Here is a 20,991-nt window from a genome sequence, read left to right as displayed (position 1 = left end):
TGATTGCTAAAAAGGCCCGCGATGCGGGCCTTTTTTTATCCTGCAGAATGCGCTGAAATCACGAGTCACGCTCAGGAGAGAACCATGTGGATTAACGGGTTAAAACAATCGATGCTGGCCGCCAGCGACCGCGGCCTGCAGTTTGGGGATGGCTGTTTTACTACCGCCGCGGTGCGTCAGGGTAAAATCGTGCTGCTGGAAAGTCACATTCAGCGCCTCAAAGAGGGCTGTGAGCGGTTATGGATTGATGGCGTCGACTGGCTTCAGCTTGAGACTGAAATGCGACAGGCCGCGCAGCAACAAACCCAGGCGGTGCTAAAAGTGATTATCAGCGCGGGCAGCGGCGGGCGGGGCTACAGCCGGCGCGGCTGTGGTGAATCCACGCGGATCGTCTCGCTGGCGCCCTGGCCGCAACACTACGCCGATATACAGCAGCGTGGCGCGTCACTCCGGCTCAGCCCGATCCGTCTGGCACGAAACCCACAGTTTGCCGGTATCAAGCACCTTAATCGTCTGGAGCAGGTGATGATCAGAGCTCATCTTGACCAGACAGACGCCGACGAGGCGCTGGTGCTTGACACTGAAGGTTGGGTGGTGGAATGCTGTGCGGCCAATTTATTCTGGCGTCAGGGCTCGCAAATTTTCACGCCTGATCTGTCAGCGTCGGGTGTGGATGGCATTATGCGGCGAAGTCTGATGGCGCAACTTGCGGCCGAAGGCCAGGCTTGCCAGGTAATAAAAAGCGAACCGGCGCAGCTGCTGGCCGCCGATGAAGTGGTGATATGTAATGCGCTGATGCCGGTCCTGCCGGTCCGACAGATAGAAGCGGTAGAGTTTACTGAGCGTTCGCTGTTTAATCAGTTGCGCGCAAGCTGTGAAAAGATAATGGATGCATCATGATTCGAAGCAAAAAAATCGTCGTCAGCCTGCTGGCGATCGTGGGTCTCGCGGCTGTGCTGAGTTACTGGCAGGTTAAGCGGTTTGCGGCCACCCCGTTAACCCTGCAGCAGGAAACGATCTACACGCTGCCTGCCGGCACGGGCCGGGTCGCACTTGAAGCGCAGCTGGAAGAGCAGAAGATTATTCCGCACAGTATCTGGTTTGGCGCGCTGCTGCGTCTGGAACCGGAACTGGCGACCTTCAAGGCGGGTACCTATCGCCTTGAGCCAACCATGACGGTGCGCTCGCTGTTACAGCTGCTGGCCAGCGGTAAAGAGGCGCAGTTCCCGGTGCGGTTCGTGGAAGGCCAGCGGCTGAAAGAGTGGCTGAGTGAGCTGCGCAAAGCGCCTTATATCCGGCATACCCTGAAAGATGATCAGTTCGCCACCCTTGCCAGCGCACTAAAAGTGGAGCCTGAGCAGCTGGAGGGCAACTTCTTCCCGGATACCTGGCTTTACACGGCTAACACCACCGATATGGCGCTGCTACAGCGCGCTCATGATCGGATGAAAAAAACCATTGCTGAGGTGTGGCAGGGACGGGCGGATAATCTGCCCTATAAAACCCCACAGGATCTGGTGACCATGGCCTCAATCATTGAGAAAGAGACCGGCGTCAGCGAAGAGCGCGCGCGCGTAGCCTCGGTATTTATCAATCGCCTGCGCACCGGTATGCGGTTACAGACCGATCCCACCGTCATCTATGGCATGGGCGACAGCTATAACGGGACGCTGACCCGCAAAGATCTTGAGACGGCCAGCGCTTACAATACCTATATCATTAACGGTCTGCCGCCGGGTCCGATCGCCATGCCGGGTAAAGCCTCTCTGCAGGCAGCGGCTCATCCCGAGAAAACCAACTATCTCTACTTTGTTGCGGACGGCAAGGGCGGCCATACCTTTACGACTAATCTTGCCAGCCATAACAAGGCGGTGCAGGTTTACCGGCAGACGCTAAAGGAAAAAAATGAACAGTAAGTTTATCGTCATTGAAGGCCTGGAAGGCGCCGGTAAAACCACCGCGCGTGATGCCATCGTCGCCACGCTGCGTGCCCGTGGCATTCACGATCTGGTCTTTACCCGTGAGCCTGGCGGAACGCCGCTGGCGGAACAGCTGCGGGTGCTGGTTAAGCAGGGTATTGAGGGCGAGCAGGTTACAGATAAAGCGGAACTGCTGATGCTCTATGCGGCGCGGGTTCAGCTGGTGGAAACGGTCATTAAACCGGCGCTGGCGCGCGGTGCCTGGGTGATCGGCGATCGTCATGATCTCTCCTCTCAGGCTTATCAGGGGGGCGGACGTGGACTTGACGCCGGTCTGATGCAGACGCTGCGCGATACCGTGTTAGGCGATTTCCGCCCCGATCTCACGCTCTATCTTGATGTGACACCCGACATCGGTCTGCAGCGCGCCCGTGCGCGCGGTGAGCTGGATCGCATTGAGCAGGAGTCATTGCGTTTCTTTGAACGCACCCGCGCCCGCTATCTGGCGCTGGCAGCGGAGGACCCCACCATCATCACCATCGATGCTACACAATCACTGGGTGATGTGACAGCGTCACTTCAGTCGGCGCTGGATGGCTGGCTGGCGGAGCAGGCGTGATGAACTGGTACCCGTGGCTGAATCAGCCTTATCGCCAGGTAATTGGCCAGCATCAGGAGAATCGCGCTCACCATGCGTTGTTGATCCAGGCGATGGCAGGTATGGGCGATGAGGCGCTGGTCTGGGGGATGAGCCGCTGGCTGATGTGCCAGCAGCGGGATGGCCTGAAAAGTTGCGGACAGTGTCACGGTTGCCAGCTGATGCAGGCCAATACCCATCCTGACTGGTATCGGCTTGAGGCGGAGAAGGGCAAAGCTACCCTGGGCATCGACGCGGTGCGGCAGGTAACGGAAAAAATGTACCACTTTGGTCAGCAGGGCGGCGCGAAAGTGGTCTGGCTGCCGGATGCCGCGCAGCTTTCGGAAGCGGCGGCCAACGCCTTGCTGAAAACGCTGGAAGAGCCGCCAGCCAACAGCTGGTTCTTTCTCAGCAGCCGCGATCCCTCGCGCCTGCTGGCCACGCTGCGCAGCCGCTGCATGGCGCTGCATCTGACGCCGCCGGACGAAGGACAAAGCCTGCTCTGGCTGAAGAAGCACGCTGCGCACGACGAACAGATGCTGCTGGCGGCTCTGCGTCTGAGCGCAGGTGCACCCGGTGCGGCGCTGAGCCTGCTGGAAAACGGACCGTGGCAGGCCCGGCAGAAGCTCTGCGATGCGCTGTCCGCTGCGTTGCAGCAGGACATCCTGCAACTGCTGCCTGCGCTGAACGCCGACGACGCGGCAGCGCGTATCGGCTGGCTGCTCTCTTTGCTGCTGGATGCAATGAAGTGGCAGCAACATGCAGGTCAGTGGCTGAGTAATATCGATCGTCAGGATGTGGTGCAGTTGCTGGCCGGATACTTTTCAGCCAGCGCGCTCAACAGCAGCCTCCAGGAGTGGATGCGCTGTCGCGAGCAGCTACTGCATGTGGCATCGGTGAATCGCGAATTATTGCTGACCGATCAGCTTCTGAGCTGGGCGGACAAACAGAAGCCCGCGCTTGTCGGCTAAACCTATCTGAGAGTAATTATGTTTATTGTGGATTCCCATTGCCATCTTGATGGCCTGGACTATGAAAAGAACCATCGTGACCTGGATGATGTAATCGCCAAAGCGGCGGCGCGTGATGTGAAATTTATGCTGGCAATCGCCACCACGCTGCCGGGTTTTCATACCCTTAAAAGTCTGGTCGGCGAACGGAAAAATATAGCGCTCTCCTGCGGTGTGCATCCGCTGAATCAGGAAGAGGCCTATGATGTTGAGGAGTTTCGTCGGCTCTCTGCCGATCCTCAGGTGGTGGCCCTGGGTGAAACCGGGCTGGATTATCACTATCAGCCAGAAACGAAAGATCAGCAGCAGCGCTCGTTCCGGGAGCATATCCGTACCGGTATTGCGCTGAACAAACCGATCATTGTTCACACCCGTGATGCCCGCGAAGATACGCTGGCGATTCTGCGTGAAGAGCAGGTTGAACGTTGCGGCGGCGTGCTGCACTGCTTCACTGAGGATCAGCCCACCGCAGCAAAACTGCTGGATATGGGCTTCTACATCTCTTTTTCCGGCATCGTCACATTCCGCAATGCCGAGCAGTTACGTGAAGCCGCACGCTATGTGCCGCTGGATCGGATGCTGGTGGAAACGGATTCGCCTTATCTGGCCCCGGTGCCTTTTCGTGGTAAAGAGAATCAGCCCGCTTATACGCGCGATGTTGCCGAATATCTGGCTGTACTAAAAGGGGTGGATTTAGAAACGCTGGCAGCCACCACCACCCAAAACTTCTCAACGCTGTTTCATATCCCGATGAGCCAGCTGGGCGCCTGATCAGCTATTATTTCAGCCTCTGTAATTAATCTGTAACCTGCGTATATGACCCTGTTTTTTCAGACAGGGTCAGCTTTTTATCGCCGATTACTGGTGCGGATCAGTAAGAAATTTCGTAAAGTGCGCCCTTGTGATTGTCGAAACGTGATACCCGTCAAAGTAACAAATCGGGAATTATTTTACCCTTCGTAATAAATCAAAAGGCGGTCACCGCCAGCCCGGCAAAGAATCCTCCCTCTTTGCCACGCGCACTGCGCAAATATGCACTCTTACTCAGGAGCTTCACGCTATGTTCAAAAATGCTTTTGCCAACCTTCAAAAGGTCGGTAAATCGCTGATGCTGCCGGTATCGGTTCTGCCGATTGCCGGTATTTTGTTAGGGGTCGGTTCAGCCAATTTCAGCTGGTTACCTGCAGTGGTTTCGCATGTGATGGCAGAAGCGGGTGGATCGGTGTTCGCCAACATGCCGCTGATTTTCGCTATTGGTGTGGCGCTGGGCTTTACCAATAATGACGGCGTTTCGGCGCTGGCAGCGGTTGTTGCCTATGGCATCATGGTGAAAACCATGGCGGTGGTTGCCCCGCTGGTGCTGCATCTGCCTGCGGCGGAGATCGAGGCTAAACACCTCGCCGACACCGGGGTGCTGGGCGGTATTATCGCCGGTTCCATCGCCGCTTACATGTTTAATCGCTTCTACCGCATCAAGCTGCCAGAATATCTGGGCTTCTTTGCCGGTAAGCGTTTTGTGCCGATTATTTCCGGTCTGGCAGCTATCATTCTCGGCGTGCTGCTCTCCTTTATCTGGCCACCGATAGGTTCCGCGATTCAGGAGTTCTCACAGTGGGCTGCCTATCAAAACCCGGTTGTCGCCTTTGGTATTTATGGCGTAATTGAACGTGCGTTGGTGCCATTTGGTCTGCATCACATCTGGAACGTTCCTTTCCAGATGCAGATCGGTGAATACACCAATGCGGCAGGTCAGGTGTTCCACGGTGATATCCCGCGCTATATGGCGGGTGACCCGACCGCAGGTAAACTCTCTGGCGGCTTCCTGTTCAAAATGTACGGTCTGCCAGCGGCAGCGATTGCTATCTGGCATTCAGCGAAGCCTGAAAATCGCGCCAAAGTGGGCGGTATCATGATCTCCGCCGCGCTGACCGCATTCCTGACCGGTATCACTGAACCGATTGAATTCTCATTCATGTTCGTGGCACCAATCCTGTATGTGATCCATGCGCTGCTGGCGGGTCTGGCATTCCCAATCTGTATCCTGCTTGGGATGCGTGATGGCACCAGCTTCTCTCACGGTCTGATCGACTTTATCGTGCTGAGCGGCAACAGCAGTAAAATCTGGCTGTTCCCGATTGTTGGTATCATCTATGGTCTGGTTTACTACACCATATTCCGTGTACTGATCGCGAAGCTGGATCTGAAAACACCTGGCCGTGAAGAGAGCAGCAGCAGCGAGCAATCTACCGCGACCGGTACCGAGATGGCGGGCAAACTGGTGGCGGCGTTTGGTGGTAAAGAGAACATCACCAACCTGGATGCCTGTATCACCCGTTTACGTGTCAGCGTCGCCGATGTGGCGAAAGTGGATCAGACTGAACTGAAAAACCTCGGCGCCCGTGGCGTGGTGGTTGCCGGTTCCGGTGTGCAGGCGATTTTCGGGACTAAATCCGATAACCTGAAAACCGATATGGATGATTACATCCGCAGCATGTAATGATTTACAGCGATGAAAAAGCCCCGCTAAGCGGGGCTTTTTTTTGGCCGGGATTCAGAGGTAAACGCGCAGATACTCTGTCAGGCAGAGCAGGGCCATCGCCTGGCCGTAGGGCATAGAGGTCAGAGGAACCGTGCGGTAGTAATCCAGATCCTTGCCCATTGCGGTACCAAAGGAGACCTGTTTTAACTCGCCATCGTCATCAATATTGGCAATCACGCCGCGCAACGCTTTTTCTGCCACCTCGCGATACTCCGCGGGCAGATAACGCTTACGAACCCCTTTCAGAATGCCATAGGCAAACCCGGCGGTGGCGGAGGCTTCCGGGTAGCTGTGCGGATCATCAAGCAGGGTGTGCCACAATCCGCTGCTGTGCTGACACTCCCTGAGCGCTTTAACCTGGGTCTCCAGCACCTGCTGAAGAAAACGGCGGGTAGCGTGATGCTCAGGCCAGTTCATCATCTCCAGGAAGTCGGGAATGACAATCGTCACCCAGCTGTTACCGCGCGCCCAGCGTGCATCAGCAAAGTTATGGCGGCCGTCAAAGTTCCAGCCGTGGAACCATAAGCCGGTTTTGCGATCCATCAGATACTGGGTGTGCAGCAGGAACTGATAACTCGCTTCTTCAATCCACTCATCGCGCTTCAGCAACTGGCCAATTTTCGCCAGCGCCATCACGCTCATCATCAGCGTATCGTCCCAGAGCTGCTGCGGGTTTTCGTTGTTATAGACAATGTGCTGCAGGCCGCCCTGTTCGGTACGCGGCATCTCATACATGACCCATTCTGCCCAGCGCTCCAGCACCGGCACCCAGGCCGGGTTCCCGGTCTCTTCGTAACGGTAGGCCAGCGTCAGAAAAGGACAAACGGTATTCACATTTTTGGTCGGCGTGCCTTCCGCCAGACGCTGCGTAAACCACTCATCAATGATCGCCAGCGTCTGCTGGTCACCGGTCTGCTGATAGTAGTGCAGCATGCCATACAGACCGATGCCGTGTGTCCATTCCCAACCCGCCCAGCCTTTGGTATCAATCACCCGGCCATCGTCCAGCCGTAATAAAAATTCGCCTGTCTCATCGGTGATGTTAACCAGATTCTGTGTCAGCTTTTGAATCAGCTGTACCAGTTCGCTGCGTGGCAACAGATGTTCGGGCTGGCACAATAATTTGCTGTGTTTAACGGGAAATACAGTCATGGTTTATTCCTGTCGTTTTAAGGTCGGGTTTAAAGAAGGGTTTAAAGTGGGATGTGCGGACAATTTTTCCGGCGCTGGCTTATTACGATTAAGGAAGCCAATGTTGTTGTTGCCCCAAAGATTTTCGTAAGGCATGCCAGCCAGCGTTTCTACAATTCCGCGTGCTTCCGGCGTGATGCTTTCCGGCACGATGCGGCCTGCGTCGCGCATCTTCAGCGTCTCCTGACGCAGCACAGTGTGGGTCTGGAGATTAAGTTTAAAGCGCAGTGACACGATAAAGCCGCAGGCCAGCACGGCCACGGTACCGACGCTGAGAATCGCCAGGATAGTGTGGCTGACGCCGGGTACCTGGGTCGCCTGGCCAGAGACAAAGCCGGAGAGCTGAAGCACGATACCGACCAGCATGACTGCCCCAGCCTGCGACGCTTTTCGCGTCAGGGTCATGATGCCGGCAAAAATTCCTTCACGGCGCTGTCCGGTGATCACCTCGTCCACATCGGCGATATAGGTATAGGTGTTCCATGGCACATAGTTGATGCCGCCACGTCCCAGACCTGCCAGGGCGGAGATCACCAACAGCAGTGACATGTTGTCGTTCATTCCGGCATACCACAATCCAGCGTAGGAGAGCGCCGCAAGGCCAAACAGCACAGCCACCAGACGGTAGGCGGGCGCAGGTCCCATACGGATGCAGAGCGGAATCATCGCCATCACGGCAATAAACTGCAGCACCGCCATGGTGCCCATCAGGCTGGAGGCGACCTGAGCGCTCTGCATCAGCACAAATACCACATACCAGGTAAAGACGGCGTTAAACACATCCTGGGCGATATAGCCGCCGAGGTACATGCCAAGGTGCTGGCGGAAGATGCGTATGCGTAAGGTTGAAGCCAGCTCGACATAGAGCCTTTTGAGATTCTGCATCAGCGTCAGCTGCTGCTTTTCCTGCTCTGCACGGCGTGACTCGGCGGAAAAGTCATCGGGGTGACGCTCCCAGGTAAAACACCACACCAGCGTCAGCACCAGCGCGCAGATTACCGAGAACACCAGGCTGGCGTAGAAGAAGGAGAGAGGATTATCTTTGCCCAGCATACCCAGCAAAATACCGGGTAAAAAGGCGGCCAGAATGGCCGACAGCTGTGCCAGGCCGATGCGGGCACCGGAGAAGCGGGTTTTCTGTTTGAAATCGTCGGTCATTTCCGGTACCAGCGTTTCATAAGGCACCAGGATCATGGTGTAGACGATATCAAACAGCAAATAAGTGCAGAGATACCACCAGAAACTCATGTCGCTGAGCCACATCAGGCTATAACTGAATACAGAGGGTATGCCGAGCAGGATAAAGAATTTGCGGCGGCCAAAGCGTTTGCCCAGCCAGGTCGAACCGAAGTTATCGGTCAGAAAGCCCATCAGCGGACTGACTATCGCATCCAGCACGCGGGCAGCGGCAAAGATCAGCGTAGCCTGAATCGGGGTTAACCCACAAAAGGTGGTGTAAAAATAGAGCAACCAGGCGGCGGTCAGCGCCGTGGTGCCTGCTCCAAGAAAATCTCCGGAACCGTAGGCCAGATAGTGGCCAAGACCAATTTTACGTGAGCGCATGTCTGATGCTCCTTGATGTTTATGGCGGTTTATCCCTGGTGACGCCGGTCATCTCACCCGGACTGGTTAGCAAAGTAGAACTGACGGGGCGGCTAAACCTTCGCAATTTGGCAAGTGCTGGCGCTGAAGTGGCAGTCATACAAAGAAAAGGGTGGCGAAATTCTAATTTATAAAACAGCGTTTCATTTTCTGGTGTGGCAGGGGCGTTGTTAGCATTCTGAACAGCGTGCGGGTCACGGAGAGAGGGTGCTGCTGCAAAGGCAGGCGAACAATGCAAGAAAAGTGGTCCTGAGGTTGAAAGAAAACAAATTTCTCCCGCATACTGATTGATTAAGACTCAGGCTAAAGGAATTGCACCATGGCAGAAGAAACCATTTTTAGTAAAATTATCCGCCGCGAAATCCCCGCTGATGTGGTTTATCAGGATGAGCTGGTCACTGCCTTCCGCGACATTTCGCCCAAAGCGCCGACCCATATTTTAATCGTGCCGAATGTGCTGATCCCAACGGTCAACGAGGCGGAAGCGGCGCATGAGCATGCGCTGGGACGTATGTTTACTACCGCGGCGAAAATCGCCCGTCAGGAAGGTATCGATCAAAATGGTTATCGTCTGATTGTGAACTGCAATCAACATGGTGGTCAGGAGGTTTATCACATTCATATGCATCTGCTGGGCGGTGAACCGCTGGGACCGATGCTCTCTAACTGACCTGATAACGGAAGCGTGCTATGCGATCCTGGCTGACTGGCCTGCCGATCCTGCTCTGCCTGACGGCCTGCAGCAGTGAAAAACCGATGATCAATACGTCGCAGTCGCTGGTGATGGAGTCCTCTGTGCTGTCGGCAGGGATCATTACCGATGAACCGACGCTGGATGAGAACGATGGACTGAAGCGTGCCACCAGCGTGCTCTATAATCAGCGCGAAACACCGGTTGTTGTGCACTATCGTTACTACTGGTATGACGACAAAGGGCTGGAAATCACCCCGCAGGAACCGGCGCAGACCGTTACCGTTCCGGCGCAGGGCAGCATTATCGCCACTTCGCAACTGGGTAACCTGACGGCCAGCAAGGTTCGTCTTTATCTCTATCTTTAAGGATTTTCTACGTGATACGCAGTGTTAATCGTACCGGAGCGCTACTGATGGCGCTCATTCTGACCGGCTGTGTCGTGAAACAGCAGCAGCCTGCACCGGTTGAACCGACCCAGCCTGTGGAGCCGGTGCAGCCCGTTCCACAACCTGAACCGGTGCCGCAACCGCAGCCAGTGCCGCAGCCACCGAAACTGGTCACTATCAACTGGGATGCCAGCGTTCAGCCGCTGGTGGCGCAGATGTTACAGGCTGCCAGCGCCGAGCCGGGCAGCGTGTTGCTGGTGGATCGCGTTAAAAACAGCACCAACGGTGCGCTGCAAAGCGAGAAAGCGACGGCAGCTATCCAGAATGCGCTGAATAACAACGGCAAATTCACCCTGGTTTCTGCTGACCAACTGGCGCAGGCCAAGCAGACGCTGGGATTATCGCCGGATGACAGCCTGAACTCGCGCAGTAAAGCGATTGGCCTGGCGCGTAACGTTAACGCTCAGTATGTGCTCTACAGCAACGCGCGTGGCGATGTCAAAGCGCCGACGCTGCAAATGCAACTGATGCTGGTTCAGACAGGCGAGATCATCTGGTCCGGCAACGGCATTGCACAGAATTAATCCCGCTTTCCAGCGGATGATTCAGCAGGTCACCGGCGAACCAGAAAAGATATCCTTTACCTCGCTTGCCGGTCTGACCGGACATAGCCAGAAGATTGTCAGCCCGCGCGGAACTTTTATCGCGCGGGCGGCACCGCAACCTGTTATTCCGTTTGTGGATCGGCAGCGCGAATTCCGTCTGTTATGCAAACTGCAAGCCAGCGGAGTGGCACCGCAGCCCGTGGCGGGCCATCGTCAGGGGATTATCCTGACCTGGTGCGCAGGCGAAGCGCTGGATGAACACCGCTTCAGCCAGCAGCGTCCACAGATCGTGGCACTGCTACAGCAGCTGCATCAGCAGCCGCTGACCGGCTATCGTCTGCAGTTGTTGCCGCTGTTATGGCGCTACTGGCAGCTCACTCCCCAGCGGCATCACCGCTGGTTGCAGGCGCTCAGGCGTCTGACGCAGCAGGGTGAACCTCACCCGCTGCGGCTGGCTCCGCTGCACATGGATCTGCATGCCGGAAATGTCATACAAGGTCCCGAAGGTCTGCGTCTGATCGACTGGGAGTATGCCGCCGATGGCGACGTGGCGCTGGAGCTGGCGGCTGTCTGTGCCAGCGATCCGCAGCACCAGGCCGACTGGCTGGCTGAGTATGCCGCGGCGATGCAGCTGCCGCTTACCGCGCTGGTGCAGCAGGTCAGACGCTGGCAGCCCTGGCTGCAGTTGCTGATGGCCAGCTGGTATCAGCTCCGTGCTGGTCAGCGTGACGACGACACATTACAACAGCTGGCTCGACAGAGCTGGGAACAGATTTAATCGCGTTACGCAGGTGCGTTTCGCTACAGGATTCATGATATGAGATCAGATTTACCCGGCCCACTGATGCTTGACGTCGAGGGTTATGAACTGGATGGCGAAGAGCGCGACATCCTGCAGCATCCGCTGGTGGGCGGTTTAATTTTATTTGCCCGAAATTATCATGATCCCGCTCAGCTGGCAGAGCTGGTGCGGCAGATCCGCGCCGCCTCTCACACCCGGCTGGTAGTGGCGGTGGATCAGGAGGGCGGTCGCGTGCAGCGTTTCCGTGACGGCCTCACCCAGCTGCCTGCCATGCAATCTTTTGCTGCGTTGCACGACCTGGATACCGCCGGTGAACTGGCGCAACAGGCGGGATGGCAAATGGCGGCCGAGATGATCGCCATGGATATCGATATCAGCTTTGCGCCGGTACTCGATATTGGTCATATCAGCGCCGCGATTGGCGACCGTTCTTTCCATGCCGATCCGGCCATCGCCCTTGACGTCGCCCGCCGCTTTATTGCGGGGATGCACGAGGCGGGCATGAAGACCACCGGCAAACATTTCCCGGGTCACGGTGCGGTGAGTGCGGATTCGCATAAGGAGACTCCACGCGATCCGCGGGACGAAAAGACGCTGCGTGAACATGACATGGCAATCTTCAGCAAGCTGATTACCGAACAGGCACTGGACGCCATCATGCCGGCACACGTCATCTACTCCGAAGTTGATCCGCTGCCCGCCAGTGGTTCGCCATACTGGCTTAAAACCGTGCTGCGTGAGCAACTGGGCTTTGACGGTATTATTTTCTCCGACGATCTGTCGATGGAGGGCGCAGCGGTGATGGGCAGCTATCCTGAGCGGGCGCAGCAGTCCCTTTCCGCGGGCTGTGACATGATTCTGGTCTGCAATCAGCGTCAGGGCGCCATCAGTGTACTGGATAACCTGATCCCGGTCGGGTCAGAGCGGGTTACACAGCTGTATCATCAGGGCAGGTTTACCCGCGATGAACTGCGGGGAACGCATCGCTGGAAAAATAATGCTCAGCAACTGAGTGCGCTTCAGGAACGCTGGCTGGCTCATAAGGCGTCGTGGTAAGCAGTGACTGCCCGGCGCTATCACTACCTTGAGGATTATCATGATCATCTATCTGCACGGTTTTGATTCCAACAGTCCGGGCAATCACGAAAAAGTGCTGCAACTGCAATTTATCGATCCTGACGTCAGGTTGATCAGTTACAGCACCCGCCATCCCAAACATGACATGCAGTTTCTGCTAAAAGAGACCGATAAGATGCTGACGCTTTCTGACGACGACCGGCCGCTGATTTGCGGCGTCGGACTGGGCGGCTTCTGGTCAGAGCGCATTGGATTTCTGTGCGGCATACGGCAGGTGATTTTTAATCCCAACCTCTCGCCGCAGGCGAACATGGAAGGGAAGATCGACCGGCCGGAGGAGTATCAGGATATCGCAACGAAGTGCGTCAGCGATTTTCGCGAGCGTAATCGTGACCGCTGTCTGGCCATTCTCTCCCGTCACGATGAGGCGCTCGACAGCCAGCACATTGCTGACCAGCTGCATCCGTTTTATGAAATTGTCTGGGATGAGACGGAAGGGCACAAATTCAAAAATATATCCCCACATCTTAAGCGGATAAAAGCTTTTAAAACATTAGGTTAAGCAGCAAAGGCACCGCAAGGTGCCTGTTTTTATTACGTAATTATCTGAGTTTTATTTTCCCGCTTTGATGTATATCAATATTCTTATGTTCTCCTCTTCCCGCCATGCTATTCTCCCAACAGATTGCGATTTTAACTTCGCCAACCCTATGTTTCTTAAGGTTTAATTTAACCTTTGGTTAACTTTTGGTTCACAATTTGAGGGGGTCTTTGTTGACTACGTCTGTTAAGAAAATTGTTATTGTCGGAGGGGGAGCGGGCGGCCTGGAAATGGCCACGCAGCTGGGCCATAAACTGGGTCGTAAAAAGAAGGCCGAGATTATCCTGGTTGATCGTAACCACAGTCACTTGTGGAAGCCGCTGCTGCACGAAGTGGCGACCGGCTCAATGGACGAAGGCATAGATGCATTGAGCTATCTGGCTCATGCCCGCAATCACGGTTTTGAGTTCCAGCTGGGTTCACTCACCGATATCGATCGCACCCGAAAAGTGATCCGCCTGGCCGAAGTGCTGAATGCGCAGGGCGAAGTGCTGGTGCCACAGCGTGAAGTGGCCTACGACCAGTTGGTAATGGCGCTGGGCAGCACCTCGAATGATTTCGGTACGCCAGGCGTCAAAGATCACTGCATCTTCCTGGATAATCCGCATCAGGCGCGTCGTTTCCATAACGAAATGCTCAACCTGTTCCTGAAATTCTCCGCCAGCGAAGGCCGGGTCGAGAAAGTTAACATCGCCATCGTGGGCGGCGGGGCAACAGGCGTTGAGCTGTCAGCTGAATTGCACAACGCGGTGAAACAGCTGCACAGCTACGGCTTCAAAGGCCTGGGACGCGAAGCGCTGAATGTGACACTGGTTGAAGCGGGTGAACGTATCCTGCCTGCACTGCCACCACGCATCTCTGCTGCGGCACATCAGGAGCTGACCAAGCTGGGCGTTCGCGTGCTGACGCAGACCATGGTCACCAGCGCCGAGCGTAATGGCCTGAATACCAAAGGCGGTGAATTTATCGAAGCCGATCTGATGGTCTGGGCGGCTGGGATTAAAGCACCCGACTTCCTGAAAGAGATTGGCGGACTGGAAACCAACCGCATCAATCAGCTGGTGGTCAAAGAGACGCTGCAAACCACGCTGGACGATGACATCTACGCGATTGGCGACTGCGCCTCCTGCGCCTTGCCGGGCGGCGGTTTTGTACCACCGCGCGCCCAGTCAGCGCATCAGATGGCTTCACGCGCCATGGACAACATTCTGGCGCAGCGTGACGGTAAACCGCTGAAAGCCTATGTCTATAAAGATCATGGCTCGCTGGTATCGCTCTCCCGCTTCAGTACAGTCGGCAGCCTGATGGGCAACCTGATGCGTGGCTCAATGATGGTGGAAGGGCGCATCGCGCGCTTTGTCTACATCTCGCTTTACCGTATGCACCAGATTGCGCTGCACGGCTACTTCAAAACCGGTCTGATGATGCTGGTCGGCAGTATTAACCGGGTTATTCGTCCCCGGCTGAAGCTGCACTAAGCAACAGCAATAACGCTGGCTAATTAATGGTAAGCCTCCTCGATTCGATTCAGAGGGGGCTTTTTTTATGTCCTTGAGGGTCACACATTAAGATAAATTAAACATCAGTTTCCTGTATGATGATTAATAAGAAATCCCGGCCTTAATGCCGGGATTTTACTTTACAGGTCAGTCAATTATCCTTCATTCGCTAGCCGGATAAGCAGCTGTCCCGGCCCGGTGATCACCTCGATCTTCTGCCCGGTCGTAAATCCCAGCGCTTCCAGCCAGCGGCCTTTAATGGTGAGCTGCGGCAGTGGGTTCGGCTGGCCCCTATTAGGCCGGTATCCCACTCTGTAATAATGTGCTCGCGATTCACCAGCGGCGGTTGTGGACGTGCGGGTCCCTGACTTATGATGCGTGTCAGCCATAATCAACTCCTTATCAGTTGGTGGTGGTCAGCGGGCTGTTGGTGTTCCACCACCTTCAGTCCGCGCTAAAAAATCTCTCGTTATGTGCTTCCTGTTCTGTTTTTACCTGTTTAAATATACACCTCCTGCCACGTAAACTCGCTGAAAGCTGAGTAATAAATTGCGAGCTGTCTCTGAAAACAGATAGTTTTTCTCCGGTCTGGCTTTCGTTCATTTTTTCTTCGCAGTCAGCTTGAAAGTAACGCTTCTTGGAAAAATGCAGGTGTTATCTTTCCGAATACCTTCATTTATTCAGAGAGGTTTAAATAGAACTGTAACTTAATCTTTTAATGGGTTATGGATATACAGGTCAGTTAATAATCTGCGTTAATGGATTGTATAAGGCAGGATAATTTTCTGGATGTATGTGCCGTAATGGTTTTCAGGGGTTTGGCTTTTTTATGGCAACTCGGTCTTGATACCTCTAATTCTTTTTGGTCTAATAGTGCCATTAAGAATTGATTGATAACTAACCGCCAGGATGAGTCCTGTGGTTAAATTCTTTACTTAACCTAAATTAAATGGCCGAAGTGCCATTTAATAAGGTTGGCGTTTAAGTTTCACATTGACTCAGGCCAGCCTGTTTTAAAAAATCCAGGTATGAATAGATGCTCTCCGACCGATCTGAACATCAGGCGCGGAGCGCTACATGAAATTCCTGTCCGATACAGGCGGATAGATAAAAAATTATCCTGTCCGTCGGGTATTGGTGATTCAGGGAACGAAGTCCTGCGTTAAGCGCAGGGAAATAATGTTAAATTATGAAAAGGAATTAATTACATGACTTCTAAAATGACGATGCTGGCATTACTGTGTGGCGGTCTGCTCGTGGGCAGCAATGCACTGGCTGATAATCACACGGTCTCGGTTGGTTATGCGCAAAGCAAAGTTGAAGACTTTAAAAACATCCGCGGTGTCAATGTTCAGTATCGCTATGAATGGAATTCTCCTCTCAGTGTTATTGGCTCATTCAGCTACATGAAAGGCGATGACAGTTATTCCGAGCAGAATGATTATTTTGACGGTCTTGAGAAATATAATGAAAAAATTGAAGCGAAATATTATTCCCTGATGGCGGGTCCGGCATACCGTATTAATGACTATGTCAGTTTCTACGGCTTAATTGGGGTCGCGCGTACCAAAGTAGAAGATAAAGCCAATTACCAGTCACAGTACGCACAGTATTCGGGTTCTTACAGCGAAAGCAAAACATCCTTTGCCTACGGTGCGGGTGTCGTGGTTAATCCTATCAGCAATCTCTCTGTGAGTGTTGGATATGAAGGTACTCGCGTAAAATATAACGAAGATGTTGCCATCAATGGTTTTAACATCGGCGTTGGCTATCGTTTCTAAGTTGCCTGAAGCCTGTAACCCCGGCCGTCTGGCTGGGGTTATTTATTCCTGCGCCGGGTAAGTGAGGGGCAGACGGCGAATTTGCTTTAAATGTTTTCATGTGCAAACTGATAACGTGACTGCCGGCTTTACTTCCGATTAGTTATTATTAGCTGATTGATTCTACTATTATTATCCATAATTCCCTGAAACTGTCAGTGCGGCTTTCCAGCCTCAGAACTCTCCTAAAAACTGGTCCTGATAGCAAAGTGACCAATTTCCTCCATTTATCTGATGTTGCATTTTCGGTCCATCTGTAAAACTTCATCTCAACAAACACGGCGCGTCGCGCACGCCGGTTATACCTCAGTTAACGAGGATGCTTTAGCAGCAGGATTGCGCGGTAACACTTTTCAGGAGGAACTTCCTGTGAATAAATCAATGTTAGCGGGTATCGGTATTGGTGTGGCAGCAGCTCTGGGTGTTGCAGCCGTAGCAGGCATGAACGTGTTTGATCGCGGTCCTCAATATGCTCAGGTACTGTCTGCAACGCCAATCAAAGAGAGCATTAAACAGCCTCGTCAGGAGTGCCGTAATGTCACTCTGACCCACCGTCGGGCCGTGCAGGATGAAAACCGTCTTGCCGGGTCTGTATTAGGTGCAGTGGCAGGTGGAGTGCTGGGTCACCAGTTTGGTGGCGGTCGCGGCAGAGATGTGGCGACAGTAGCAGGTGCGGTAGCGGGTGGTTATGCCGGTAATCAGGTCCAGGGCGGACTGCAGGATCGGGATACCTACACCACAACCGAACAGCGCTGCAAAACCGTTTACGACAAACAAGAGAAAAAACTGGGATATGACGTGACCTATAAAATAGGCGATCAGCAGGGTAAAATCCGTATGGAAAATGACCCCGGCACGCGTATTCCACTGGATCGCAATGGTCAGCTGGTTCTCAACGGCGATCAGGCGTAATTGGGCAAAGCTTTGCCGCTCACGCGGCCACACAGCACAACGTAATACAGCAGTAATGAAAAAGGCGCATCTCAGGATGCGCCTTTTTTTGCGGCAAACTAACCGGCGCTTTACCGGTTAGCTCAGCAACGCACGGGCAGGGTGTTACGCCTGCCGTTGAGCCAGTTGCGAAACGAATCCCTGCACCCACTCAAGCCGCACCTTTCTTTCCGATAGCTCACGGGTAAACCGCAGTCGTGTCGGACCGTCCAGCTTCCACTGCTGAGGCTCTTTCTGCAGCAGGCCTATCAGCCATGCCGGATCCACGTTGTTCTTCGGCGCAAAATCGAAATAACCGCCTTTGTCGCTGGCTTCGATCTTACGCAGACCGACAGCGCGGGCTTTCAGCCGGATAATCGCCACATCCAGCAGATTACGCGCCGGATCGGGTAGCAGGCCAAAGCGGTCGATCATCTCCACCTTCAGCTCCTGCAACTCCTCTTCAGCCTCCGCGCTGGCGATGCGTTTATAGAGTGAAAGACGGGTACTGACATCCGGAATAAAGGTCTCGGGCAGCAGGGCGGGCATCCGCAGCTCCACCTCGGTCTGGTTGCTGGTGAGATCTTCCAGTGACGGCTCGCGACCCGCTTTCAGCGCCTCGACCGCATTCTCCAGCAGCTCCATATAAAGCGTGAAGCCCAGCGTCTCCATCTGTCCGCTCTGCTCATCACCCAGCAGTTCGCCAGCACCGCGAATCTCCAGGTCATGCGTTGCCAGCGCAAAACCGGCCCCCAGATCTTCCAGCGAAGCGATCGCCTCCAGCCGCTTATGCGCATCGGCGGTCATCGACTTCGGATGCGGCGTTAACAGCCAGGCATAAGCCTGATGATGCGAACGTCCGACGCGACCACGCAGCTGATGCAACTGCGCGAGGCCAAAGTGATCGGCCCGCTCAATGATGATGGTATTGGCGGTCGGAATGTCGATACCGGTTTCGATAATGGTGGTACAGACCAGCACGTTGAAACGCTGATGGTGGAAATCGTTCATCACCCGTTCCAGATCACGCTCACGCATCTGACCATGGCCAATCGCGACACGCGCTTCCGGCACCAGTTCGCTGAGACGCTGCGCCGCTTTCTCGATATTTTCAACGTCATTGTAGAGATAGTAGACCTGCCCGCCACGCAGAACCTCACGCAGGATCGCTTCGCGGATCACCAGATCGTCAAATTCACGGACAAAGGTTTTCACCGCTAAACGGCGGGCAGGTGGCGTGGCGATGATCGAGAGATCGCGCATGCCGCTCATGGCCATATTCAGGGTGCGAGGGATTGGCGTTGCGGTCAGCGTCAGAATGTCCACATCGGCGCGCATCGCCTTGATGCGCTCTTTGTGACGCACCCCGAAACGGTGCTCTTCATCGACAATCAGCAGACCGAGATCGTGCCATTTGAGATCGCTCATCAGCAGCTTATGGGTGCCGATTAAGATGTCGATCTTGCCATCGCTGGCCTGTTCCAGCACCTGCGCCTGCTCTTTGGCAGTACGGAAACGGGAAAGCATCTCAATGCGAACCGGCCAGTTGGCGAAGCGATCGCGGAAGTTATCGTAATGCTGCTGTGCCAGCAGGGTGGTCGGCACCAGCACGGCCACCTGTTTATGGTTCTCAATCGCCAGAAACGCCGCGCGCATGGCTACTTCGGTTTTACCGAAACCAACGTCGCCGCACACCAGACGGTCCATCGCCAGCGGCTCGCACATATCACTCAGCACCGCGTTGATCGCCTGCGCCTGGTCCGGGGTGGTTTCAAACGGGAAGCTTTCGCAGAACAGCTGATACTGCTCGCGATTATGCTTAAAGGCAAAGCCGGTTTTGGCGGCGCGCTGAGCATAGATATCCAGCAGTTCAGCCGCCACATCACGCACTTTCTCAGCCGCTTTCTGCCGTGCGCGCGACCAGGCATCGCTGCCCAGTTTGTGCAGTGGTGCATTATCGTCGGCACCGCCCGCGTAGCGGCTGATCAGGTGCAGCGATGAAACCGGCACATAAAGTTTGGCGTCGTTGGCGTAGGAGAGCATCAGGTATTCCGCCTCAATGCCGCCGGCTTCCAGCGTGGTGAGGCCGATATAGCGACCCACACCGTGTTCCAGATGCACCACCGGCTGGCCGGGATGCAGCTCCGCCAGGTTACGGATCAGAATGTCCGGATTGATAGTGCGACGGGTATCCTGACGGCGACGGCTGACGCGTTCGCCCAGCAAATCGCTTTCGCAAATCAGCGCCCGGTTGCCCTGGGTATCAATAAAACCGCGCTCGCTGGCGCCGATCATCAGTCGGAAACGCTCTTCGCCGGTCTCATCGAAGCGGTGCACCGGCTGAGGACGCAGTTTAATCCGGGCCAGCAGATCCTGCAGGCTCTCACGGCGGCCTTCACTTTCGACCGAGAAGACCACGGTGCCGCTGAAGGTCTCAATAAACTGACGCAGATGATCCAGCGGCGCTTTTGCCTGCGCCTGAACGGTCAGGTCAGGCAGCGGGGTATAACCGAGGTTGGTATTCGCGGCTTTGGCGGGCAGCACCTCATTGGTCATCTGGATGCGCGGCCAGGCTTTCAGCTCTCCCATTAATGCATCCGGACGCAGCCACAGGGTGACCGGTTCCAGCAGTGGACGCATCGGATCAACGCGGCGATTTTCATAGCGCGCCTCGGCATCCTGCCAGAAGCGGCTGGCGCTGCCTTCAAGATCGCCGCAGTTCACAATCAGGGTATTGTCGGGCAGATAGCTGAACAGGCTGGGTAACGGCTGCTCAAAAAACAGCGGCTGCCAGTATTCGATGCCCGCTGGCAACGTGCCTTTGCTGACCTGCTGATAGACATGCTCCGACTCACGGCGCACATCAAACGTTTCACGCCAGCGGCTGCGGAACAGCTCAATGGCGGCTTTGTCGCTGGGAAACTCATGCGCAGGCAGCAGGTTAATTTCGGGGACCGCTTCCAGCGTGCGCTGACTGTCGACGTCGAACAGGCGCAGGCTGTCGATCTCATCATCGAAAAAGTCGATGCGGTAGGGCTGATCGCTGCCCATCGGGAACAGATCGAGCAGGGCGCCGCGCGTGGCGTATTCACCGTGCTCCATCACCTGATCGACATGGCGATAACCGGCCTGCTCAAGCTGGTCGCGCAGCCGGTCGCGTGACAGTTTTTGCCCCTGCTTCATCACCAGCGCATGACCGTGCAGGAAACTGTGCGGGCAGACGCGCTGCATCAGGGTGTTGACCGGCATGATCAGCATACCGCGCTGCATCACCGGCAGCTGGTAGAGGGTCGACAGGCGGGCGGAGATAATATCCTGATGCGGCGAAAAGCTGTCGTAGGGCAGCGTTTCCCAGTCGGCAAGGTGCGCCACCGGCAGATCGGTAAACTGGCGGATTTCATCCAGCAGACGCAGAGCGGTTTGGGTATCGGGTGTAATCATTAACACCGGACCAGCATTTCGTTCGGTAATGCTGGCACACTCCACCGCGTGCGCCGCGCCTATGAGCTGGCCGAGCTGACGGTGATCGCCGGATTTAACGGGCAGGGTATAACGAGTCTGTTCGGGCATGGGATCTCGGGGTTGCTCCATTTTTCCAGGACGTAATCATTCCATATTATGTCAGGGGGATCACCTCTGCGGCACAATTTTCCTGCCGCGCCGCGCTGAACCAGGGGAT

Annotated in this window: 19 protein-coding genes; 15 read left to right on the top strand and 4 right to left on the bottom strand. The window is 55.1% G+C overall.

Going from position 1 to position 20,991, the window contains the following annotated elements:
• Nucleotides 1-84 precede the first annotated feature (84 nt).
• The 6 genes from pabC to ptsG all read left to right on the top strand — a co-directional run bounded on the left by pabC (nucleotide 85) and on the right by ptsG (nucleotide 6,063).
• Nucleotides 85-900, top strand: a complete 816-nt coding sequence (gene pabC, locus ACO6VX_RS07150) for an aminodeoxychorismate lyase (protein WP_061901578.1) — start codon at nucleotides 85-87, stop codon at nucleotides 898-900.
• A complete protein-coding gene (gene yceG / locus ACO6VX_RS07145) occupies nucleotides 897-1,916 on the top strand; it encodes a cell division protein YceG (protein WP_033757268.1) in 1,020 nt (339 codons plus the stop codon). The genes pabC and yceG overlap by 4 nt, the downstream gene beginning before the upstream one ends.
• Entirely contained in the window at nucleotides 1,906-2,538 is a 633-nt protein-coding gene (tmk, locus tag ACO6VX_RS07140; protein WP_187495676.1) for a dTMP kinase, read from the top strand. Before yceG ends, tmk begins: the two co-directional genes overlap by 11 nt.
• Nucleotides 2,538-3,527, top strand: coding sequence for a DNA polymerase III subunit delta' (gene holB / locus ACO6VX_RS07135; RefSeq protein WP_422458003.1), 990 nt, complete (start codon nucleotides 2,538-2,540; stop codon nucleotides 3,525-3,527). Before tmk ends, holB begins: the two co-directional genes overlap by 1 nt.
• A gap of 18 nt (nucleotides 3,528-3,545) precedes the next feature.
• Nucleotides 3,546-4,337, top strand: a complete 792-nt coding sequence (locus ACO6VX_RS07130; RefSeq protein ID WP_033757273.1) for a metal-dependent hydrolase — start codon at nucleotides 3,546-3,548, stop codon at nucleotides 4,335-4,337.
• A gap of 289 nt (nucleotides 4,338-4,626) precedes the next feature.
• Nucleotides 4,627-6,063 (top strand): PTS glucose transporter subunit IIBC, encoded by a 1,437-nt coding sequence (ptsG, locus tag ACO6VX_RS07125; RefSeq protein WP_010669858.1) that lies wholly within the window; start codon nucleotides 4,627-4,629, stop codon nucleotides 6,061-6,063.
• A 54-nt stretch (nucleotides 6,064-6,117) separates the two neighbouring features.
• On the opposite strand, the gene ACO6VX_RS07120 is transcribed toward ptsG, so the two are convergent.
• Nucleotides 6,118-7,257: a glycoside hydrolase family 88/105 protein gene (locus tag ACO6VX_RS07120; protein WP_010669859.1), complete on the bottom strand. Its 1,140-nt coding sequence runs from the start codon at nucleotides 7,255-7,257 to the stop codon at nucleotides 6,118-6,120.
• 3 nt (nucleotides 7,258-7,260) lie between these two features.
• Entirely contained in the window at nucleotides 7,261-8,859 is a 1,599-nt protein-coding gene (locus ACO6VX_RS07115; RefSeq protein ID WP_010246312.1) for an MFS transporter, read from the bottom strand.
• 358 nt (nucleotides 8,860-9,217) lie between these two features.
• Here ACO6VX_RS07115 and hinT point away from each other — a divergent pair, with 358 nt between their 5' ends.
• The 7 genes from hinT to ACO6VX_RS07080 all read left to right on the top strand — a co-directional run bounded on the left by hinT (nucleotide 9,218) and on the right by ACO6VX_RS07080 (nucleotide 14,541).
• Complete coding sequence (gene hinT, locus ACO6VX_RS07110) at nucleotides 9,218-9,568, top strand: purine nucleoside phosphoramidase (RefSeq protein ID WP_009090851.1); 351 nt, start codon at nucleotides 9,218-9,220, stop codon at nucleotides 9,566-9,568.
• 20 nt (nucleotides 9,569-9,588) lie between these two features.
• The gene (locus ACO6VX_RS07105; protein WP_010246307.1) at nucleotides 9,589-9,957 is read left to right on the top strand and encodes a YcfL family protein; all 369 of its coding nucleotides are present in this window, start codon (nucleotides 9,589-9,591) and stop codon (nucleotides 9,955-9,957) included.
• An 11-nt stretch (nucleotides 9,958-9,968) separates the two neighbouring features.
• Nucleotides 9,969-10,562 carry a penicillin-binding protein activator LpoB gene (gene lpoB / locus ACO6VX_RS07100; protein ID WP_022625861.1) on the top strand — a complete coding sequence of 198 codons (594 nt, stop codon included), beginning with the start codon at nucleotides 9,969-9,971 and terminating at the stop codon, nucleotides 10,560-10,562.
• 16 nt (nucleotides 10,563-10,578) lie between these two features.
• Nucleotides 10,579-11,361 (top strand): thiamine kinase, encoded by a 783-nt coding sequence (gene thiK / locus ACO6VX_RS07095; RefSeq protein ID WP_031293013.1) that lies wholly within the window; start codon nucleotides 10,579-10,581, stop codon nucleotides 11,359-11,361.
• Between the two features lie 39 nt (nucleotides 11,362-11,400).
• Nucleotides 11,401-12,441, top strand: a complete 1,041-nt coding sequence (nagZ, locus tag ACO6VX_RS07090; RefSeq protein ID WP_422458001.1) for a beta-N-acetylhexosaminidase — start codon at nucleotides 11,401-11,403, stop codon at nucleotides 12,439-12,441.
• A gap of 40 nt (nucleotides 12,442-12,481) precedes the next feature.
• Nucleotides 12,482-13,024, top strand: coding sequence for an alpha/beta hydrolase YcfP (gene ycfP, locus ACO6VX_RS07085; RefSeq protein ID WP_010246299.1), 543 nt, complete (start codon nucleotides 12,482-12,484; stop codon nucleotides 13,022-13,024).
• A 212-nt stretch (nucleotides 13,025-13,236) separates the two neighbouring features.
• Entirely contained in the window at nucleotides 13,237-14,541 is a 1,305-nt protein-coding gene (locus ACO6VX_RS07080) for an NAD(P)/FAD-dependent oxidoreductase (protein ID WP_010246297.1), read from the top strand.
• 176 nt (nucleotides 14,542-14,717) lie between these two features.
• Here the strand turns inward: ACO6VX_RS07080 and ACO6VX_RS07075 are convergent, their stop codons facing one another.
• Nucleotides 14,718-14,951, bottom strand: a complete 234-nt coding sequence (locus tag ACO6VX_RS07075; RefSeq protein WP_010246296.1) for a SymE family type I addiction module toxin — start codon at nucleotides 14,949-14,951, stop codon at nucleotides 14,718-14,720.
• Nucleotides 14,952-15,770: 819 nt separating this feature from the next.
• Here ACO6VX_RS07075 and ACO6VX_RS07070 point away from each other — a divergent pair.
• Together ACO6VX_RS07070 and ACO6VX_RS07065 are read left to right on the top strand one after the other, a co-directional pair.
• Nucleotides 15,771-16,343: an Ail/Lom family outer membrane beta-barrel protein gene (locus tag ACO6VX_RS07070; protein ID WP_010246294.1), complete on the top strand. Its 573-nt coding sequence runs from the start codon at nucleotides 15,771-15,773 to the stop codon at nucleotides 16,341-16,343.
• Between the two features lie 408 nt (nucleotides 16,344-16,751).
• A complete protein-coding gene (locus tag ACO6VX_RS07065) occupies nucleotides 16,752-17,294 on the top strand; it encodes a glycine zipper 2TM domain-containing protein (RefSeq protein ID WP_003849847.1) in 543 nt (180 codons plus the stop codon).
• A 144-nt stretch (nucleotides 17,295-17,438) separates the two neighbouring features.
• Here ACO6VX_RS07065 and mfd read toward each other — a convergent pair whose 3' ends face one another.
• Nucleotides 17,439-20,882, bottom strand: a complete 3,444-nt coding sequence (gene mfd, locus ACO6VX_RS07060; protein WP_418795773.1) for a transcription-repair coupling factor — start codon at nucleotides 20,880-20,882, stop codon at nucleotides 17,439-17,441.
• Between the last annotated feature and the right edge of the window lie 109 nt (nucleotides 20,883-20,991).

It is taken from the genome of Pantoea sp. BJFS-204 (assembly GCF_049310725.1).
GTDB lineage: Bacteria > Pseudomonadota > Gammaproteobacteria > Enterobacterales > Enterobacteriaceae > Pantoea > Pantoea agglomerans.
Note: the sequence above shows the minus strand (reverse complement) of the source record. Positions and strands in the feature narration are given on the sequence as shown.

Coding starts and splice junctions, on each gene's coding strand:
- thiK (WP_031293013.1), top strand. CDS start 10,579: ATGATTCAGCAGGTCACCGGCGAACCAGAAAAGATATCCTTTACCTCG.
- tmk (WP_187495676.1), top strand. CDS start 1,906: ATGAACAGTAAGTTTATCGTCATTGAAGGCCTGGAAGGCGCCGGTAAA.
- pabC (WP_061901578.1), top strand. CDS start 85: ATGTGGATTAACGGGTTAAAACAATCGATGCTGGCCGCCAGCGACCGC.
- mfd (WP_418795773.1), bottom strand. CDS start 20,882: ATGCCCGAACAGACTCGTTATACCCTGCCCGTTAAATCCGGCGATCAC.
- ACO6VX_RS07105 (WP_010246307.1), top strand. CDS start 9,589: ATGCGATCCTGGCTGACTGGCCTGCCGATCCTGCTCTGCCTGACGGCC.
- ycfP (WP_010246299.1), top strand. CDS start 12,482: ATGATCATCTATCTGCACGGTTTTGATTCCAACAGTCCGGGCAATCAC.
- ACO6VX_RS07115 (WP_010246312.1), bottom strand. CDS start 8,859: ATGCGCTCACGTAAAATTGGTCTTGGCCACTATCTGGCCTACGGTTCC.
- yceG (WP_033757268.1), top strand. CDS start 897: ATGATTCGAAGCAAAAAAATCGTCGTCAGCCTGCTGGCGATCGTGGGT.
- ACO6VX_RS07120 (WP_010669859.1), bottom strand. CDS start 7,257: ATGACTGTATTTCCCGTTAAACACAGCAAATTATTGTGCCAGCCCGAA.
- ACO6VX_RS07070 (WP_010246294.1), top strand. CDS start 15,771: ATGACTTCTAAAATGACGATGCTGGCATTACTGTGTGGCGGTCTGCTC.
- ACO6VX_RS07075 (WP_010246296.1), bottom strand. CDS start 14,951: ATGGCTGACACGCATCATAAGTCAGGGACCCGCACGTCCACAACCGCC.
- holB (WP_422458003.1), top strand. CDS start 2,538: ATGAACTGGTACCCGTGGCTGAATCAGCCTTATCGCCAGGTAATTGGC.
- ACO6VX_RS07130 (WP_033757273.1), top strand. CDS start 3,546: ATGTTTATTGTGGATTCCCATTGCCATCTTGATGGCCTGGACTATGAA.
- nagZ (WP_422458001.1), top strand. CDS start 11,401: ATGAGATCAGATTTACCCGGCCCACTGATGCTTGACGTCGAGGGTTAT.
- hinT (WP_009090851.1), top strand. CDS start 9,218: ATGGCAGAAGAAACCATTTTTAGTAAAATTATCCGCCGCGAAATCCCC.
- ptsG (WP_010669858.1), top strand. CDS start 4,627: ATGTTCAAAAATGCTTTTGCCAACCTTCAAAAGGTCGGTAAATCGCTG.